This is a genomic window from Thioalkalivibrio sp. ALJ15 (assembly GCF_000383695.1).
Classification (GTDB): Bacteria; Pseudomonadota; Gammaproteobacteria; order Ectothiorhodospirales; family Ectothiorhodospiraceae; genus Thioalkalivibrio.
In genome coordinates this window covers 122,190-139,414 of record NZ_KB912058.1, presented here as the reverse complement: position 1 = coordinate 139,414, position 17,225 = coordinate 122,190, and the positions used below count along the sequence as shown (strand labels likewise).

Here is a 17,225-nt window from a genome sequence, read left to right as displayed (position 1 = left end):
TTGACCTTCACCCCCGTTGTCGTCGCGCCGAGTGGAGAGGGTTTTCGCGGGAAGAGAGGCGCTGACTGTCTGAGCGAAGCCGAAGGCGCAGCGAGTTTCAGCGCCGCCCGCGAAAACCCTCGGAGCGAGGGGAACCCCGGCCCGCGCAGCGGGCCGGGGTCGCGGCAGTCGGGCGTGTTTCTTGGATACTTCTTTGCACGAGCAAAGAAGTATCTCGCGGTGCGCTGGCGAGACAGCGCGTGGCAGGCGGCCGGCCGAAGCCACCGTAAAAACCGGAGGACGAACCAGGGCCAGCCACTACTAGGCAGGCGGTCGGGGCTATGGCGACGGTTCGGCGGTGGCCTGGGCCTCCAGTTGCGCCATCTCGGAGTCGGTGAAGCCGGCGGCGCGGCGGGCCTCGTGGGCGAAGGGCGGGCGTACGCGGCCCGGCATGTATTCGGCCAGCAGCTCGAGGAACAGCGGCTCGGGATCGAGCCCGCGTGCATCGGCCAGCTCGCGGAACCAGCGCGTGCCGATCGCCACGTGGGCGACCTCCTCGCGCTGGATGATCTCGAGAAGCGCCACGGTGACGAGATCACCCGCCGCCGTCAGGCGCTCGATCATGCCGGGGGTCACGTCCAGCCCGCGCGCCTCCAGCACGCGCGGCACCAGGGCCATGCGGATCATCACGTCGTGGTCGGTCGCGAGTGCGGCCTCCCACAGCCCGTTGTGGGCCGGCAGCTCGCCGTAGTCCGCCCCCAGCTCGTGGAGCCGCGCGCGCAACAGCCGGAAATGACGCGCCTCCTCGGCCGCCACCTGCAGCCAGTCGCTGACAAAGGGTGCCGGCATGTCGCGAAAGCGATAGACGGCATCCAGCGCCAGGTTGATCGCGTTGAACTCGATATGCGCGACCGCATGCACCAGCGCCACCCGCCCGGCCGTCGTGTGCAACCCGCGTCGCGGCAGGTCCTTCGGGTACACCAGCACCGGCCGTTCCGGACGCCCGGGCACCTCCAACCGTTCCGGCCCGGAGCTGGCGACCGCCTCCAGCTCATCGGACCACCAGGCCTGCATCAGCGCCAGCACGCGCTCGCACTTGGTCTCGGGATCGCACTCGCGCAGCGCCATTTCGGCCGCTTGGTAGAGATCCGGGCTCGCGGGATGGGTGATCGGCTGACTCATGGCGGCCAAGGATACCCGTTCAGCGCTCGTCGGTCGGCATGCTGCGGCGCAGCAGGATGGAGTTGCCGATGACCGAGAGCGAGCTGGCGGTCATCGCGATCACGCCGATCATGGGGTGCAGCAGGCCGGCCGCGGCGATCGGGATTGCGGCGGAGTTGTAGCCCCAGGCCCAGAACAGGTTCTGCACGATCTTGCGAAAGGTCATGCGCGAGAGCTGCACGGCCTCGACCACCTTGGTCAACTCGCCGCGCACCAGGGTGACGTCCGCGGCCTCGATGGCCACATCCGCGCCGGCCCCGATCGCGATGCCGACGTTCGCCTGCTGCAGCGCCGGGGCATCGTTGATGCCGTCGCCCACCATCGCCACGTGGTCGCCGTACTCCGCCTGCAGTTCGCGGATCGCCTCGACCTTGCCCTCCGGCAGCACGCCGGCGCGGACCTCGTCGATCCCGACCTGCGCGGCCACAGCGTTGGCGGTGCGCTCGTTGTCGCCGGTGACCATCACGCAGCGGATGCCGAGGGCATGCAGCTGTTCGATGGCGCTCTGCGACTCTTCCTTGAGCGTGTCGGCGACCGCGACAATGCCGGCCGGTCGATCTCCAATGGCCACCAGCATCGCGGTCTTGCCGGCATCCTCGAGCCGCCGCAGCGATTCCAGCAGGCCGGACGGATCCAGGCCCTGCTCCTCCAGCAGCCGCTGGCTACCGACCAGGACGCGTTCCCCGTCGAGGCGGGCCTCCACCCCGCGCGCGGTGTGCGACTGGAACTGTTCGACCTCGGCGATCGCCAGTTCCTGGTCGCGCGCACCCTGCACGATGGCCTCGGCCAGCGGGTGCGCGGAGCCGGCCTCCACGGCCGCGGCCGCACCGAGCACGCGAGCGTCATCGAAGCCCTCGGCCGCGATCACGTCGGTCAGTGCCGGCTGCCCGCGGGTGATGGTCCCGGTCTTGTCGAGCACGATCACGCGGATGTCCTTCAGCGTCTGGATCGCGGAGCCCGAGCGGATCAGCACTCCGCGCTCGGCGCCCATACCGGAGCCCACCATCAGGGCGGTGGGTGTGGCCAGCCCCAGCGCGCAGGGACAGGCAATGACCAGCACGGCAATGGCCGCGAGGATGGCCAGCACGATCGGCGGCCGTTCCGAGTCCACCCAGGGCAGGAAGCCCTCGCCCCAGATCAGGATCGGCTGCAGCGCCCCGGAGAACGCCAACCAGGCCGCAAACGCGGCCAGCGCAATGACCAGCACCGCCGGCACGAAGCGCGCGGTGATGCGGTCCGCCAGCTCCTGCACCGGCACCCGCGAACCCTGGGCCTCGTTCACCAGGCGGATCACCTGCGACAGGAAGGTGTCGGCCCCCACGCGGGTCGCGCGCACCTTCAGCCGCCCCTGCTGGTTCAGGGTCGCGCCGAGCACGCTATCGCCCTCGCCCTTGTCTACCGGTACCGACTCGCCGGTGGCGATGGATTCGTCCACCGTGCTCTCGCCGGCGACCACCTCGCCATCGGTGGGGATCTTCTCGCCCGGGCGCACGATCATCACCTCGCCCACCTGCAGCGATTTCACCGGCACCTCGACCTCTTCGCCATCGCGTTCGACCCGGGCGGTCTTCGCGCCCAGATCCAGCAGCTTGCGGATCGCGGAGGAGGCCTCGCCCTTGGCGCGGTACTCCAGATACCGCCCGAGCATGTGGAAGGCCATGATGGTCGCGGCCATCTCGATGAACGAGGTCATCGGATAGAAGAAGCCGATCAGCCCCAGCAGGTAGGGTGGCAGCGAGCCCATGGAGATCAGCACGTCCATGTTCAGGCTGCCGCTTTTCAGCGCGCGCCAGGACGAACGGTGGGTGGCCGCACCGCCCGCCATGAACACCACCGGGAAGGCCAACACGGCAATGATCAGCAGATAGCCGGGGATCTCCTGCCAGAACATGTGCGGCATCATCAGCACCATGATCGCGATGGTCGGGATCATCGCGATCCACAGCCGGCGCCAGGCCTGCTTCAGATAGGCGGCGTCAATCTCGGCGTCGTCCGCCTCGCTGCCGGCCTCCTCGGTCTCCACCGCCGCCACGTCATAGCCGGCCCCCTCGACCGCGGCGCGCAGGGCCTTGGCATCGGGGCCGCCGGGACCGGGCTCTACGGTCACACGGTGATCGCCGATGTTGGTGCGCACCGCCTGGATGCCGTCCAGCTTCTCGATCGCACCGCGCACGATCCCCGCGCAGTGATCCGACCCCATGCCGGGCACCACCAGGCGCACCGCACCGGCACCGCCCGCCGCGCCCTCGACCTGGGCAACGTCGTAGCCGGCCCCCTCCACGGCGGCCCGCAACCCCTGCGGGTCCACCTGCTCGGGGTCGTATCCCACGGTCACCCGGTGGCGGGCGATATTGGTCCCCACCGAGGCTACACCCGGGGTCTTCTCCAGCGCCGCGCGGACAATCCCCGCGCAGTGGTCCGACCCCATGCCGGGGACGATCACCACCGCCTCGCGGGCGTCCGCTGGCTTCGTTTCCGTCGTCATCGCGCGACTCCTCAGCGATTACTGAACAGATACTTGATCAGGGCCGCGATCCCGAGGATCAGTAGCGCCAGAATCAGTAGACCAATCCAGCCATGGCCGAAGCCGAGGCCCGTCATCCAGCCAAAACCTTGTTCATGCATCATGGTGTAGTCCTCCCAGGGAACTAGTGACAACCGCAATGCGCGACACCGCGCACCGAGTGGGCGATCCACGATCACCCGGGGCCGGGCGGAACCCCGGCCAGGGAGGACTCAGAGGGGTGGGCGAAGATCCGGTGCCGCAGGGATACCGGGGCCCATGGCGACGGGAAGGGGGGCGAAAACGGGCGCGGCCGCCGTGACCGGCGTGCCGGCGGGTGAAGGCAAACCCGAGACCCCGCAGGCGCCACAGACCGCACAGGGCATCTCGCAGGCCGAAGGCGCAGCCTGGATCACAAGGTCCGGCGAAAGGTCCGATGACATGGGGTCTGCAGGTGATCCCGCTCCATGATCCAGGCAGTGGTCCGCCGCGGTCATGCCGCCCGCGGCGCCACCGTGCATCATCCCCGCACCGGCGATCGGCGCCAGCAACAGGGCGGCGACGATCAGTAGATTCATTAGATGGCGCGAGGCTCGTGACACGGGCTGGTCTCGAAAAGGTATTCTGCCTGCAAGTCTAGCAGCCGGTCCGGCGTTCGGCGTGACACAGATCAAGCCGCCCGTTCATCGCCCAGAGCGCTACAGCACAGGCGCCAGCAGATAGGCGGCCCGCGCGGCCACGCGGCGCCACAGCGGCAGGTCGTCCACGTCCTGCCGGGTCATCTCGCGCGAGCGGGCGAAGTCGGCCTCGAACATGCGCGCCGTCTCGCGGGCAAATCCCGGATCCAGCACCAGCGCGGTGACCTCGAAGTTCAGCCGAAACGAGCGGTTGTCCAGGTTCACGGTCCCCACCGCCGCACCCATGTCGTCCACCACGAAGGCCTTGCCGTGCAGGAAGCCCTCCTGATAGCGGTAGACGCGCACGCCGGCATCCAGCAGAGGTCCCAGAAAGGCGTAGGCCGCATGCGTGGTCAGCGGGTTGTCGGTGACCTCGGGGATCAGCACGCGTACATCGACGCCACTGAGTGCCGCCAGCTTGAGCATGCCCTGCACGCCCTCGTCGGGCACGAAGTACGGGCTGGCGATCCAGATGCGCCGCTCGGCCGAATGGATCGCCTGCTGCATCATCAGGCTGGCGGTCTCGAACTCGTCGGCCGGCCCTGAGGGCAGGATCAGCACCGGGACGCCATCGTCCGCCATGGTCGCCGGCTGCCAGTCCAGCTCCGGGATCTCTTCGGTGGCCCAGTGCCAGTCCTCCAGGAACACCGACTGCAGGGCCAGGGCGGACGGCCCCTCGATGCGCAGGTGGGTGTCGCGCCAGGGGCCGATCTTCGGGTCCCGCCCGAGGTACTCGTCCCCCACGTTCAGTCCGCCGACCCAGCCCTGTTCGCCATCGGCCACCACGATCTTGCGGTGATTGCGGAAGTTCAGCTGGAAGCGATTGCCGCGCCCGCGGGTGGAATGGAAGTGCTGCACATGCACCCCCGCGTCGCGCAGGGCGTCCAGATAGCTGCCGGGCAGGCGGTAGCTTCCGATCTCGTCGTACAGGAAGTAGACCTCGACCCCGTCCTGCGCCCGCTCCACCAGCCGTCGCTGGAGTTCGCGCCCGATCTCATCGTCGCGCACGATATAGAACTGCACCAGCAGGTAGCGCTCGGCCTGTTCGATCCCCTCGAAGATACTGTCGAAGGTCGCCTTGCCATCCACCAGGAGCTCGACCTCGTTGCCGTGCAGAAACGGCCATCGAGCGAGTTGCTGTACCCCGTCCAGGTGCTTGCTCGGCTCTTGTGCGATGTACTGGTGCGACCACAACTCCTCGGTCTTCGGCTGCAAGGCCCGCGCCAGGCTGGAGTCCTCGTCGCGACGCGCGACCACATAACCGCGAAACTCGCTGGCGCCGAATACCCAGTAGGCCGGCACGGCCACATAGGGGACGGTGTTCAGTGACACGATCCAGGCCACCGCGCCCTGCGGCGTCCGCGTGGACATCAGCGCATCCAGCGACGACAGGAATCCCAGCAGGTGAAACCCGATGACAACGGTCAGCAGGATCCGCCAGCGCGGACGCCGGCGCGGCTTCGGATGGGGATCACCGGACTCGGGTCTGGACATATCCGTACGGTCGACCCGGGAGCCGCGTCAGAGCGCGTCAAGCCCGCGGGCCAGGTCGCGCTGGATGTCGGCGACCGCCTCCAGCCCCACGGCGACCCGCACCAGGGCCTCGGTAATGCCCTGGGCCTCCCGCTTGTCCGGGTCCACGCGACCGTGGGTAGTGGTGGCCGGGTGGGTGATGGTGGTCTTGGTATCGCCCAGATTGGCGGTGATCGACAGGAACCTTGTGGCGTCAATCACCGACCAGGCGGCCTCGCGCCCGCCGGCGACCTCGAAGCTCAGCACGCCACCGAAGCCACTTTGCTGGCGCTTCGCGATCGCATGCTGCGGATGGTCCGCAAGCCCCGGGTAATGCACCGCCGTGACCTTCGGGTGGGCCTGCAGCCACTGCGCCAGGGCCAGGGCATTGTCGCTGTGGGCGCGCATGCGCAGGGCCAGGGTCTCCAGCCCCTTCAGGAACACCCAGGCGTTGAACGGCGACAGGGTCGGCCCGGCGGTGCGCAGGAAGCCGTAGACGTCCTTGCCCACGCGCTCGGCATCGCCGACCACCGCGCCGCCCAGGCAGCGCCCCTGGCCGTCGAGGAACTTGGTCGCCGAGTGGATGATGATGTCGGCGCCCAGATCCAGCGGGCGCTGCAGGATCGGCGTGCAGAAGCAGTTGTCCACCGCGAGCAGCGCGTCGTGCCGATGCGCGATCTCCGCCAGCGCGGCAATGTCCACCACCTCGCCCAGCGGGTTGGACGGCGTCTCGCAGAAATACAGCCGGGTATTGGCCTGCGTGGCGGCCTCCCAGGCCTCGAGGTTCGACAGCTCGACGTAGGTCACCTCGACGCCGAAACGCCCGAGGTAATTGTTGAACAACACGGTCGTCGTGCCGAACACCGAACGCGAGCAGACCACATGATCGCCGGCCTTCAACAGACCCATCATGGTCGCGAGGATCGCGGACATGCCGGAGGCGGTGGCCACACAGGCCTCGCCCCCCTCCAGCGCCGCCAGACGGTCCTGGAAGGTGCGCACGGTCGGGTTGGTGAAGCGCGAGTAGATATTGCCGGGCGACTCCCCGCCGAAGCGCGCGGCGGCCTCCGCGGCCGAACCGAACACGAAGCTGGAGGTCGGGAAGATCGCCTCGGAGTGCTCGCCCTCGGGCGTACGCCGGTAGCCGTGCCGGATGGCTACAGTCTGCGGGTCGTAATCAGCGGGGTCGAAGTCGGTCATCGCGGCATCCTTGAATGCGGAATGCCACAGTGTATCAGCGCGCCGGCTGCAGCCGGTCGGCCACACGCGTCAGCAGCTCGTAGCTGATCGTCCCCGCCGCACGCGCCACGCGTTCCACGGGAAGGCCTTCGCCCCACAGGGTCACCGGGTCCCCGACCTGCGCATCGGGCACCCCGGAGAGATCCACCGCCAGCATGTCCATGGACACGCGCCCGATCAGCGGGCAAAGCGCCCCCTTCACCAGCACTGGTGTGCCCGACGGGGCATGGCGCGGGTATCCGTCGGCATACCCCATCGCGACGATCCCGGCCCGGCCCGGCACATCGGCAGCCCAGGTCGCCCCATAACCGACGGTACTGCCGGATTCGAGCGGCTGGGTGGCGATGATCGGGGCCTGCACGGTCATCGCCGGGCGCAGGTCGCTGTCCGGACCCTCCGGGAGGTGCTCGGTGGGTACCGAGGCCGGATGCGCGCCGTAGAGCATGATACCGGGCCGGCCCCAGTATTCACCGGGGGCATCGGACGTCCCGCCCCGACCCCAGCCGGCAAACAGGGCCGCCGAATTGGCCACGCTGCGGCGTCCCGAAAATTCCGCCACCGTCGTCGCGAAACGGTCCAGCTGGCGGGCATTTTGTGGATGCTCCGGCTCGTCGGCACAGGCCATGTGGGTCATCCAGTGCAACCCGCCCTGCCCGTGGCCGGTAACCTGCAGTCGCCTGGCGACCGAGGCCGCCTCCGCCGGCACGAAACCCAGCCGGTTCATCCCGGTATTCAGTTTGATCCAGACGATGGGAAGCGTGACTCGGGCGGTCTCGAGATGGTCGAGTTGTGCCGCGTCGTGCAGCACGGGCTGCAGATCGAATTCGGTGCAGGCATGCACCTCGGAGGGATCGCGCGGACCCTGCAGCACCAGCAACGCGCCGTCGAAGCCGGCATCGCGCAGTGCCCGCGCCTCACCGACCTGGGAGACGGCCAGCCCGTCGCTTTCGCTGGCGAGTGCCTCGGCCGCCCACAGCAGTCCGTGGCCGTAGCCTTCCGCCTTGATCACCGACCACATGGGGACGTCGGGTGCGAGGCCTCGCGCCACGGCCAGGTTGTGCCGCAGGGCCTCGGGGTGGAGCTGGATGCTGGCCGCGCGCCTCACGCGCCGCCTCGGGCCAGGGATCGAGAAGCATTGGGCGCCAACGCAAGTGTGTACATGGCTGGGTGTCCCCCTACTGCTCCATCCCGCCGTAGACGTCGGGGGCGTAGTTCTCGAAGCGAGTGAACTGCCCGCGGAAGGTCAGGCGCACGGTACCGATGGGGCCATTACGCTGCTTGGCGATAATGATCTCGGCCGTGCCCTTGTCCGGGGACTCCTCGTTATAGACCTCGTCGCGGTAGACGAAGGCAATAATGTCGGCGTCCTGCTCGATGGCCCCGGACTCGCGCAGGTCGGACATCACCGGGCGCTTGTTCGGGCGCTGTTCCAGCGAGCGGTTGAGCTGTGACAGCGCGATCATCGGTACGCTCAGCTCCTTCGCCAGGGCCTTCAGCGACCGCGAGATGTCCGAGATTTCATTCGCGCGATTCTCGCTGCTGCCGGGCGACTGCATCAGCTGCAGGTAGTCGACCACAATCAGCTTGAGCCCCTTGTGCTCGCGCATCAGCCGGCGCGTACGGGCGCGCAGTTCGGTAGGTGACAGCGCCGGGGTGTCGTCGATAAACAGCGGCGCCTCGGAGAGCATCTGCACGGCACTGGTCAGTCGCGGCCAGTCGCCGTCCTCCAGGCGCCCGGAGCGCAGCTTCTGCTGGTTGATCCGGCCCATGGACGACAACAGACGCATCGCCAGCTGCTCGCCGGGCATCTCCATGGAGAAGATCGCCACCGGTTCGGCGTTCTTCATCGCCACATACTCGGCGATGTTCATGGCAAACGAGGTCTTGCCCATCGAGGGTCGACCGGCGACGATCACCAGATCGCCGGGGTTCAGCCCCGACGTCAGGGCATCCAGGTCCTGATACCCCGTCGCCACGCCGGTGATCGGGTTCTGCGTCTCGTAGAGGTACTCGATCTGCTCGACCGCGGCGGTCAGCAGCGGCTTCATGCCGCGGAAACCCCGGGCTCCGCGCGCACCCTGCTCGGCGATGCGGAACACCTTCTGCTCGGCCTGGTCCAGCAGCTCCTTGGATTCCCGACCCTCGGGCACAAAGGCCGAGTCGGCGATCTCGGTGCCCACCGAGATCAGGGAACGCAGGATGGACCGCTCGCGAACGATATCCGCGTAGGCCACGATGTTCGCGGCACTGGGGGTTTCGGCCGCCAGACGGCCCAGATAGGCCATGCCGCCCGCGTCTTCCAGCTCGGAGCTGCGCTCGAGCTGCTCCGACACGGTCACCATGTCGAACGGGGCGTTGCGTTCGGCCAGCGCGGCCACCGCCCGGAAGATCAGGCGGTGGTCGTGGCGATAGAAGTCTTCATCGGTAATGCGGTCCGCCACCCGATCCCAGGCGGCGTTATCCAGCATCAGCCCCCCGAGGACCGACTGCTCGGCCTCCTCGGAGTGCGGGGGGATGCGCGGATTCGGCGTCATTGGCCGGTTCATGCCCGAGGGCACCTTGGGAACCGGCCAGCCTGCCGGGCGTCAGCGACCTGCGGCCACTCTCCCGACATGCGGAGGATCACTCCTCGCCGATGACCACGACGTGAATGTCGACATCCACGTCCGTATGCAGATGCAGTCCGACCTCGAACTCACCCGTAGTACGCAGCGGTCCTTCCGGCATGCGCACTTCCTTCTTCTCCACCTCGGTGCCCTTGGCAGTCAGCGCATCGGCGATATCGGCGGGCCCGATGGAGCCGAACAGCTTGCCTTCGCCACCGGACTTGGCGGTGATTTCCAGCACGGTGCCTTCCAGCTGTGCCTTGCGCGCCTCGGCGGCGGCCAGCGCTTCGGCGGCGGCCTTTTCCAGCTCGGCACGGCGGGCCTCGAACTCGGCGATGTTCTCCGCGGTGGCGAACTTGGCCTTGCCCTGCGGCAGCAGGTAGTTGCGGGCGAAGCCGGAGCGCACGGTCACGCGGTCACCCAGACCACCCAGGTTATCGATCTTTTCCAGCAGAATGACTTCCATCTTCGGTATTCCTGTAACGTTGGGTCAGCCCCAAAAACGAGGCATTCTACACCGGTCGCCGACCGGTCTCACGAATTGTTGTCACCGTCCGGTCCGTCACCCGGACCCTTGCGCCCGCCCAGCGCGCCAAGACGCGAGCGGATGTCCGCCCAGGCATCGATCACCCCGATCGTCGCCAGCAGCAGGAACATCTGCGGCAGGGCCAACGCCATCAGCACGTACATGCCCACCAGCCAGAAGCTGCTCATGCCCTGGTGATGCGTCAGTGCATGCACCAGTGCAATGCCCTGGAGGAAGAACAGCACCCCAAGGATGAACGCCAGCTCGGTGGCCAGCGGCACCGGACCGAGATGCCCGACCAGCCCCAGCGCGACGGTCACGCCGCTCATGGCGCGACCGAACTGCAGCGCGCGGAACTCCTCGCCAAACGCCCCCGGGTTATACAGAAGCGCCTGCCAATAGCGGCCGATCAGCAGACTCAGCGTCAGACTCAGCAGCACGATCCCGGCAAAAAGCCCCGTCAGGTAGGGCGCCGCACGGCGCAGCGCGGCCTCCAGCTCCTGCGCCCCGGTATCCGTACCCTCGACCAGCGGTCCCAGCAGGGCCATGCCCGCCTCGGACCAGGCCGTCTGCAGATCCGGTACCAGGGCATGTACTGCCAGTACGCCAAGCCCGGCGACCATCGCGCCGGCCTTCAGCGTCATGCGCCAGGACACCGTACGGCGCAGGACCTCGGCCAGCAGGACCACGGGTGCCCACTGCACAAACCCCGCGGCCACACCCGCCATCGGCGGGGCCTCCGGGATCAGCACGAACATCGCAGCTCCGAGCACCAGCGCCGACAACGCGGCGACGAGCAGGGCCTGCCCCAGACCGACACGCAGGCCGACCAGTGCGATCAGGGCACTGCTGACGATCGCGATCGGCGGCAGGAAGAGCCCCGCAACGCCAAAGCCGGAGACCGCGCCCACGGCGCGGCCCCGGCTTTTCATCACGAATTCGGCCAGTACACGCATGGCCGTGCGTCCGGGCGAACCGGAGCGCGGATCAGTGGTTGTCGCTGTACGGCAGCAGCGCGAGGTAGCGCGCGCGCTTCACGGCCGTGGCCAGCTGGCGCTGATACTTCGCGCTGGTGCCGGTCACGCGGCTGGGCACAATCTTGCCGGTCTCGGTTACAAAACCTTTCAGCAGGTTCAGGTCCTTGTAATCGATGTACTCGATGCCTTCGGCGGTGAACTTGCAGTACTTGCGACGACGCGGAAAACGGGCCATGTCAGATCTCCTTCAAAAATTCGGTCAACGGACGGGCGGGACTTACTCGGCGGAGGCCGAGTCGTCAGAGGCGGCCTGGCCACCTTCGTCGTCACGCTCGCGGCGACGGCCCTTGGCACCTTCCTCTTCCTGGCCCTTGGCCAGCGGGGAGGTTTCGGTGACGGCCTCTTCCATGCGCATGGCCAGGTGGCGCAGCACGGCATCGTTGAACCGGAAGGCACTGACCAGTTCTTCCAGCGCCTCTTCCGAGGCCTCGATGTTCATCAGCACGTAGTGGGCCTTGACCAGCTTCTGGATCGGGTAGGCCAGCTGACGACGGCCCCAGTCTTCCAGACGGTGGATCTTGCCCTCGTGACCTTCGACCAGGCCCTTGTAGCGCTCGATCATCGCCGGGACCTGCTCGCTCTGGTCCGGGTGGACCAGGAACACAACTTCGTAATGACGCATTTTCGACTCCTTGCGGGTATCAGCCTCCCGACGCAGCGGTGAGGCAAGGATTCCGACCGCCGGATAACCGGCAGACGGAAAGGCGCGATACCTTAAACGAACTGGGCCCCGGCAACAAGCCCGAGGGCCCTCGGCAGCGCCGTCGCGCCGGGCCGGGTGACGATGTCAGTCCTCGTCCACCGGCCACTCGTCGTCCGGAATAATCCCGTCGTCACGCTGCTCGTGCCGCACCCAGGCGACGATATCCGCCACATCCTGATGATCCAGCCCCGGGACCGGCGGCATGTCGCCGTATTCCCAGTGATGCGCGACCACCCCGCGCTCGACCGCGATGAAGAAGGTGATGTCGGCGTGATGGGACGGCTCGTAGATCCGGTGAACTAGTGCCGGCCCCTGCCCGGTACCGCGGGCATCGGCGCCATGACACTCCGCGCAGCTCTGCGCGAAGCGCTCCCGACCCACCTGCGGATCGCCGTACAGCTCGATGTTGGCAAGCCCCTGGATGGGATACGGCGCGCGCTCCTGCGCCGCCTCCGGGGTCTCCTCGCCGCACCCGGCGAGGAGACCGGCGAGGGCCAGCGCGACCACCGACGCCCCAACAGACTTAATGCGCATGCCCATGATGGCCCCCATTGTGGTGATCGTGGTCGTCGTGCCGGTCAGGCGCGTGATGACCATTGTGGTCATCCGAGGGGTCGTCGCCAGCATCGGCCAGTTCGTAGCGGATGTAATTGACCACGTGCCAGATCTCGTCGTCGTCCAGCACACCGGCAAAGGCGGGCATCTCGCCCGAGCCCTCGCGAATCACCCAGTGGTATTCGCCTTCGGTGTGCCCCCCGGCGTGTTCCCGTAAATCGGCCGGACGCGACTCCAGCGCACGCGCCTGCGCGCCGTCACCGGCGCCGGTCTCCCCGTGGCAGGCCAGGCACTGGGCCTTGTAGGCGTCCCGCCCCATGCGGATGGATGCCTCGTCCGCCGCGTGGGGGTTATCCCGCTCGGCCGCATCGGAAGGTGCCTCCCAGCGATGCTCGTGCGTGTGGTGGTCATGGCCGGGGTGGTCACCCTGGCCGGAATGGTCATGGTGATCATGCGTCGGCTCCCCGTGGTGGTGGTGGTCGTGGCCCTCGCTCGCCGCGAGCGGCGTCGCCAGGATCAGGCTCATGGCCAGCAGGGTGCTGACCGGAAAAACGGTTGCAATGGACATCTGGATTCCTCGCTGTCGCAATCATTGAAACGGACGCGGCCAGGCCGCATCCAGGACAGGGGAATCAGGATCTCGGTGGAGGGCTCGGGGGCTCGATGGACAACCGGTTCGGCTGGACCAGGGGCTCGGCGGGCACCCGGGTCAGCGTCGTCGTAAGCGAGACAGCTGTCGCCAGCGGGGCCATGCAACAGCCCCCGTGGCTGGAGCACTCCTGCTCGGCGTGATGATCGCAGTGCGCACCATCGCAGTGCATGGAGGCGTCCATCTCCGCGGGCTCGCTGGGCATGGTCGCCATGTCGGCCGCATGCACGGTTTGCGCCATCACCAGCAGGGGCAACAGCAACAACAGCCAGAGGAACGGTCGAGGATGCACGCGCATATACCGAGTGTATCAGGCCCGCCGGCGTCAGGATTGGCGCTGGCGGCGGACCTCGAACAGCGAGACCCCAGTCGCCACCGAGACGTTCAGGCTCTCCACCGTGCCGCCCATCGGGATCCTGGCGAGATGATCGCAGGCCTCGCGGGTCAGGCGCCGCATGCCCTCGCCCTCGGCCCCCATCACGATCGCGGTCGGCGGCCGCAGATCCACCGTATAGAGGTCCTCGTGCGCGGCACCGTCCAGACCCACGGTCCACATGCCGGCATCCTTCAATGCCGCCAGGGTCCGCGCGAGGTTGCCGACCGCGACCACCGGCACGGTTTCCGCCGCGCCCGAGGCGACCTTGATCGCCGCCGGCGTGAGCGCCGCGCTGTGGTGTCGGGGCGTGACGATGGCACCGGCGCCGGCCGCGTCCGCGGTGCGCAGGCAGGCGCCCAGGTTATGCGGATCGGTGACCCCGTCCAGCACCAGCACGAGGTCCAGCCCATCCTGTACCCGCTGGACCAGGGTCTTTTCGTCCACTACCGGGCGCGGGGCGCAATGCACGATCACGCCCTGATGCTGGAACCCGGGGTGGTGCTGGTCGAGCTTGTCACGCCCCGCCCGCTCGATCGAGATCCCGCGTGCCTGGGCCTGCTCCAGCAAATGCGCCAGCGCCGGCTCCAGGGTGCCGCTCGCCAGCTGCAGCAGACGCACGCGCTCCGGGGCATGCTGCAGCACGGCGGCTACCGCGTGGATCCCGCCGAAGGACTCGCCGCGAGGCCCCTTGCCGCCCTTGCCCATCGCCCCTATCCCTCCTAGGACTAGGAGGCGCTGGACGAGCGGCGGCGCCGACCACGACGACGCCGACCGGACTTGCCACCGGGCTCGCCATCGGTGCCCGACGGCGTCTCTGAAGCGTCGGCAGCCGGGGCCTCGGACGGGGCCTCAGCGGCGGACTCTGACGACTTGCCACGACCGCGCCCACCGCGGCGGCGGCGCTTCTTCTTCGGCGGGCCGTCGTCCTGGGCCTGCTCGGGCGCGGCCTCCGGTGCCGGCTGCACGGCCTCGGCGTCCTTGCGCTTGCGACCACGGCCGCCCTTCTTCTTTGGCGCGGCCTCGACTTTGGACTCTTCGGCCAGAGCCAGATCGATCTTGCGATCGTCCAGGCTGACGCGCACGACCTGCACGCGCAACTCATCGCCAATACGGAATACGCGACCGCCGCGTTCGCCGGTCAACGTGTGGCGCGACGGCTCGAAGTGATAGAAGTCGTTATCGAGGGCGGTCACGTGCACCAGGCCCTCGATGTAGACGTCCTTGATCTCGACGAACAGGCCGAACCCGGTCACCCCGGAGACGACGCCGTCAAAGGTGTCGCCGACCTTGTCCTGCATGTATTCGGCCTTGAGCCAGGCGACCGCGTCGCGCGTGGCATCATCCGCACGGCGTTCAGCCATGGAGCAGTGCTCGCCGAGCGATTCCATGTCGTTGTGCGAATACGGGAAGGCCTTGTTGCTGCCCTTGCGCAGCACATGGCGAATCCCGCGATGCACCAGCAGATCCGGGTAGCGCCGGATCGGCGAGGTGAAGTGGGCGTAGTCATCCAGCGCCAGCCCGAAGTGGCCGTCCAGTTCGGGCGCGTACACCGCCTGGCTCAGCGAGCGCAGCAGCACGGTCTGGATCAGCTGCTGGTCGGGACGCTTCTTCGCCGCCTTCAGGACCTCGGTGTAGTCGCGGGGGCTCGGCTCGCTGCCCCCGCCGAGCGCCAGACCCACCCCATTGAGGAAGTCACGCAGGTCGTCGACCTTGTCCGTCGGCGGCTGGTCATGGATACGGTAGAGCGCCGGCACCTTGTGCTTCTTGAGAAAGCGCGCGGCCGCCACGTTGGCCATGATCATGCATTCCTCGACCATGCGATGCGCGTCGTTGCGCTCGGTCGGCACGATCTGCTCGATCTTGCGATCCTCGCCGAACAGGATCTTGGTCTCGGTGGTATCGAAGTCGATCGCCCCGCGGCGGTTGCGCGCGGCGTGCAGCGCCTTGAAGACCTCGTGCAGGACCTCCAGGTGGGGCATCACATGCCCATTCTGCTCGCGCAGCTGCTCGTCGCCATCGAGCATCGCGGCGACGTCCTCGTAGATCAGGCGCGCATGCGAGCGGATCAGCCCCTCGTGGAAGCGATAGTTCTTCAGGGCACCGCGAGCACCGATCTCCATCTCGCAGACCATGCTCAAGCGATCGACCTTCGGGTTCAGCGAGCAGAGCCCGTTGGACAGGACCTCCGGCAGCATCGGGATCACGTTGTTCGGGAAATACACCGAGGTCCCGCGCGTACGTGCCTCGCGGTCCAGCGCCGCATCCCGCTCGACGTAGTGCGACACGTCCGCGATGGCCACCCACAGGCGCCAGCCCTTGCCGTCGCGCTCGCAGTACAGCGCGTCATCAAAGTCCCGCGCATCGTCGCCATCGATAGTCACAAATGGCTGCTCGCGCAGGTCCAGGCGGCCCTTCTTGGCCTTCTCGTTGACCTCGGCCCCCAGCTCATCGGCTGCGGCAGCGACCTCCTCTGGCCACTCGTGCGGCAGACTGTGCGCACGGATCGCGATATCGATCTCCATGCCGGGCGCCATGTGTTCGCCCAGCACCTCGATGACGTCCCCGCGCAGGCGTGCCGTGCGCGACGCGGACTCGCGGATACGCACGACCACGATCTGGTCGTCTTCGGCCTCGCCCAGACCATCGGGCGGCACCAGGATGTCGTGCGTGATGCGCTTGTTGTCCGGGGTCAGGATGCCCACCCCGTCCTCGATGCGCAGGCGCCCGACCACCTGGGTCGTGTTGTGTTCGAGGACCTCGACGATGCCGCCCTCGCGGCGACCGCGACGATCCACGCCCATGACCCGCGCCAGCACGCGGTCACCATGGAACACACCGCGCATCTGGCGCGGCGAGAGAAACAGATCGTCGTCCTGTTCATCCGGCACCAGAAAACCGAAGCCGTCCGGGTGGCCGATCACGCGACCGCGAATCAGGTCTTCCTGGTTGACCGGGAGATAGGCGCCGCGCCGGTTGCAAAGGGCCTGCCCGTCGCGCTCCATCGCCTTCAGGCGACGGCGCAGGGCCTCGAGACGGTCGTCGTCGACGATCTCCAGCCGCTCGGCGATCTCGTCGTAGGACAGGGGGTTGTCGGCTTCCTGCAGGAGCCCGAGGATGAACTCGCGGCTGGGGATGGGATTGTCGTACTTCTGCGCCTCGCGCTCGAAATTGGGATCGGCCGGCGCCTTGCTTCTTTTTCTTGGCATTCAAACAACTCGTTGGATGATTCGGTGGCCGCCAGCGGAAGGCTGGCAACGCAAGCGCCCTATTATGCGGCAAGTAAAGATTTGCTGCCGGAAGCGCCGAGGGACGCGCGAACCCAGCCTCACGTCCGCGCCCATGGCACAGGACATTCTTGCGGGCGTTGACAGGCTTTTGGCCGCGCACTATATTGCGCGCTCCTGAAGCGCAGGACCCGGTCTCGAACCGGCGATCCGACCTCGTGCCGAGGTGGCGGAATTGGTAGACGCGCTAGCTTCAGGTGCTAGTGAGCGAAAGCTCGTGGAGGTTCAAGTCCTCTCCTCGGCACCATTTCTCTGCTTCCCGATCCCCCGAGACGAAAATACCCGCCCCGTTCTCCGCACGGATCTCCGTGTAGCGGTGGAACTATGTCTGTCCGCGCGTACGGCACGGGCCTGGCCC

17 protein-coding genes and 1 tRNA gene are annotated in these 17,225 nt (G+C 67.7%); 1 reads left to right on the top strand and 17 read right to left on the bottom strand.

Features of this window, described 5'->3' with window-relative positions:
• Positions 1 to 318: 318 nt before the first annotated feature.
• The 17 genes from G015_RS0107460 to rnr all read right to left on the bottom strand — a co-directional run bounded on the left by G015_RS0107460 (position 319) and on the right by rnr (position 16,789).
• The gene (locus G015_RS0107460) at positions 319 to 1,161 is read right to left on the bottom strand and encodes a ferritin-like domain-containing protein (RefSeq protein ID WP_020146384.1); all 843 of its coding nucleotides are present in this window, start codon (positions 1,159 to 1,161) and stop codon (positions 319 to 321) included.
• A 19-nt stretch (positions 1,162 to 1,180) separates the two neighbouring features.
• Complete coding sequence (locus G015_RS0107455; RefSeq protein WP_020146383.1) at positions 1,181 to 3,685, bottom strand: heavy metal translocating P-type ATPase; 2,505 nt, start codon at positions 3,683 to 3,685, stop codon at positions 1,181 to 1,183.
• Between the two features lie 11 nt (positions 3,686 to 3,696).
• Positions 3,697 to 3,828, bottom strand: a complete 132-nt coding sequence (locus tag G015_RS14430) for a hypothetical protein (protein ID WP_018138107.1) — start codon at positions 3,826 to 3,828, stop codon at positions 3,697 to 3,699.
• 108 nt (positions 3,829 to 3,936) lie between these two features.
• On the bottom strand, positions 3,937 to 4,305 hold the full coding sequence (locus G015_RS14350) for a hypothetical protein (protein ID WP_028490901.1): 369 nt from the start codon (positions 4,303 to 4,305) through the stop codon (positions 3,937 to 3,939).
• Positions 4,306 to 4,401: 96 nt separating this feature from the next.
• Entirely contained in the window at positions 4,402 to 5,874 is a 1,473-nt protein-coding gene (gene cls / locus G015_RS0107440) for a cardiolipin synthase (RefSeq protein WP_020146382.1), read from the bottom strand.
• Positions 5,875 to 5,901: 27 nt separating this feature from the next.
• Positions 5,902 to 7,092 (bottom strand): O-succinylhomoserine sulfhydrylase, encoded by a 1,191-nt coding sequence (locus G015_RS0107435; RefSeq protein ID WP_028490900.1) that lies wholly within the window; start codon positions 7,090 to 7,092, stop codon positions 5,902 to 5,904.
• A 34-nt stretch (positions 7,093 to 7,126) separates the two neighbouring features.
• Entirely contained in the window at positions 7,127 to 8,236 is a 1,110-nt protein-coding gene (alr, locus tag G015_RS0107430; protein ID WP_020146380.1) for an alanine racemase, read from the bottom strand.
• 70 nt (positions 8,237 to 8,306) lie between these two features.
• Positions 8,307 to 9,665 carry a replicative DNA helicase gene (gene dnaB / locus G015_RS0107425; protein ID WP_018138102.1) on the bottom strand — a complete coding sequence of 453 codons (1,359 nt, stop codon included), beginning with the start codon at positions 9,663 to 9,665 and terminating at the stop codon, positions 8,307 to 8,309.
• 88 nt (positions 9,666 to 9,753) lie between these two features.
• Positions 9,754 to 10,203 (bottom strand): 50S ribosomal protein L9, encoded by a 450-nt coding sequence (gene rplI, locus G015_RS0107420; RefSeq protein WP_018138101.1) that lies wholly within the window; start codon positions 10,201 to 10,203, stop codon positions 9,754 to 9,756.
• A gap of 68 nt (positions 10,204 to 10,271) precedes the next feature.
• Positions 10,272 to 11,219, bottom strand: a complete 948-nt coding sequence (locus G015_RS0107415; RefSeq protein WP_018175450.1) for a hypothetical protein — start codon at positions 11,217 to 11,219, stop codon at positions 10,272 to 10,274.
• 31 nt (positions 11,220 to 11,250) lie between these two features.
• On the bottom strand, positions 11,251 to 11,475 hold the full coding sequence (gene rpsR / locus G015_RS0107410) for a 30S ribosomal protein S18 (RefSeq protein ID WP_018138099.1): 225 nt from the start codon (positions 11,473 to 11,475) through the stop codon (positions 11,251 to 11,253).
• Positions 11,476 to 11,517: 42 nt separating this feature from the next.
• Positions 11,518 to 11,922: a 30S ribosomal protein S6 gene (gene rpsF, locus G015_RS0107405; protein ID WP_012983301.1), complete on the bottom strand. Its 405-nt coding sequence runs from the start codon at positions 11,920 to 11,922 to the stop codon at positions 11,518 to 11,520.
• 165 nt (positions 11,923 to 12,087) lie between these two features.
• Complete coding sequence (locus tag G015_RS0107400) at positions 12,088 to 12,543, bottom strand: cytochrome c (RefSeq protein ID WP_028490899.1); 456 nt, start codon at positions 12,541 to 12,543, stop codon at positions 12,088 to 12,090.
• Positions 12,527 to 13,126, bottom strand: coding sequence for a cytochrome c (locus G015_RS0107395; protein ID WP_028490898.1), 600 nt, complete (start codon positions 13,124 to 13,126; stop codon positions 12,527 to 12,529). The genes G015_RS0107400 and G015_RS0107395 overlap by 17 nt, the downstream gene beginning before the upstream one ends.
• Before the next feature lie 64 nt (positions 13,127 to 13,190).
• Complete coding sequence (locus tag G015_RS0107390; protein WP_020146378.1) at positions 13,191 to 13,505, bottom strand: hypothetical protein; 315 nt, start codon at positions 13,503 to 13,505, stop codon at positions 13,191 to 13,193.
• Between the two features lie 27 nt (positions 13,506 to 13,532).
• On the bottom strand, positions 13,533 to 14,288 hold the full coding sequence (rlmB, locus tag G015_RS0107385) for a 23S rRNA (guanosine(2251)-2'-O)-methyltransferase RlmB (protein ID WP_018138096.1): 756 nt from the start codon (positions 14,286 to 14,288) through the stop codon (positions 13,533 to 13,535).
• A 20-nt stretch (positions 14,289 to 14,308) separates the two neighbouring features.
• The gene (gene rnr / locus G015_RS0107380; RefSeq protein ID WP_020146377.1) at positions 14,309 to 16,789 is read right to left on the bottom strand and encodes a ribonuclease R; all 2,481 of its coding nucleotides are present in this window, start codon (positions 16,787 to 16,789) and stop codon (positions 14,309 to 14,311) included.
• 238 nt (positions 16,790 to 17,027) lie between these two features.
• On the opposite strand from rnr, the gene G015_RS0107375 reads away from it, so the two are divergent.
• A tRNA-Leu gene (locus tag G015_RS0107375) sits at positions 17,028 to 17,114 on the top strand.
• Positions 17,115 to 17,225 lie beyond the last annotated feature (111 nt).

Excerpts from the sequence above, each read along its gene's own strand:
- cls (WP_020146382.1), bottom strand. The coding sequence starts at position 5,874 with ATGTCCAGACCCGAGTCCGGTGATCCCCATCCGAAGCCGCGCCGGCGT.
- rpsF (WP_012983301.1), bottom strand. The coding sequence starts at position 11,922 with ATGCGTCATTACGAAGTTGTGTTCCTGGTCCACCCGGACCAGAGCGAG.
- G015_RS0107435 (WP_028490900.1), bottom strand. The coding sequence starts at position 7,092 with ATGACCGACTTCGACCCCGCTGATTACGACCCGCAGACTGTAGCCATC.
- G015_RS0107455 (WP_020146383.1), bottom strand. The coding sequence starts at position 3,685 with ATGACGACGGAAACGAAGCCAGCGGACGCCCGCGAGGCGGTGGTGATC.
- rlmB (WP_018138096.1), bottom strand. The coding sequence starts at position 14,288 with ATGGGCAAGGGCGGCAAGGGGCCTCGCGGCGAGTCCTTCGGCGGGATC.
- G015_RS0107390 (WP_020146378.1), bottom strand. The coding sequence starts at position 13,505 with ATGCGCGTGCATCCTCGACCGTTCCTCTGGCTGTTGTTGCTGTTGCCC.
- rpsR (WP_018138099.1), bottom strand. The coding sequence starts at position 11,475 with ATGGCCCGTTTTCCGCGTCGTCGCAAGTACTGCAAGTTCACCGCCGAA.
- dnaB (WP_018138102.1), bottom strand. The coding sequence starts at position 9,665 with ATGACGCCGAATCCGCGCATCCCCCCGCACTCCGAGGAGGCCGAGCAG.
- G015_RS0107460 (WP_020146384.1), bottom strand. The coding sequence starts at position 1,161 with ATGAGTCAGCCGATCACCCATCCCGCGAGCCCGGATCTCTACCAAGCG.
- G015_RS0107400 (WP_028490899.1), bottom strand. The coding sequence starts at position 12,543 with ATGGGCATGCGCATTAAGTCTGTTGGGGCGTCGGTGGTCGCGCTGGCC.
- G015_RS0107395 (WP_028490898.1), bottom strand. The coding sequence starts at position 13,126 with ATGTCCATTGCAACCGTTTTTCCGGTCAGCACCCTGCTGGCCATGAGC.
- G015_RS0107415 (WP_018175450.1), bottom strand. The coding sequence starts at position 11,219 with ATGCGTGTACTGGCCGAATTCGTGATGAAAAGCCGGGGCCGCGCCGTG.
- G015_RS14430 (WP_018138107.1), bottom strand. The coding sequence starts at position 3,828 with ATGATGCATGAACAAGGTTTTGGCTGGATGACGGGCCTCGGCTTCGGC.
- rnr (WP_020146377.1), bottom strand. The coding sequence starts at position 16,789 with ATGCCAAGAAAAAGAAGCAAGGCGCCGGCCGATCCCAATTTCGAGCGC.
- rplI (WP_018138101.1), bottom strand. The coding sequence starts at position 10,203 with ATGGAAGTCATTCTGCTGGAAAAGATCGATAACCTGGGTGGTCTGGGT.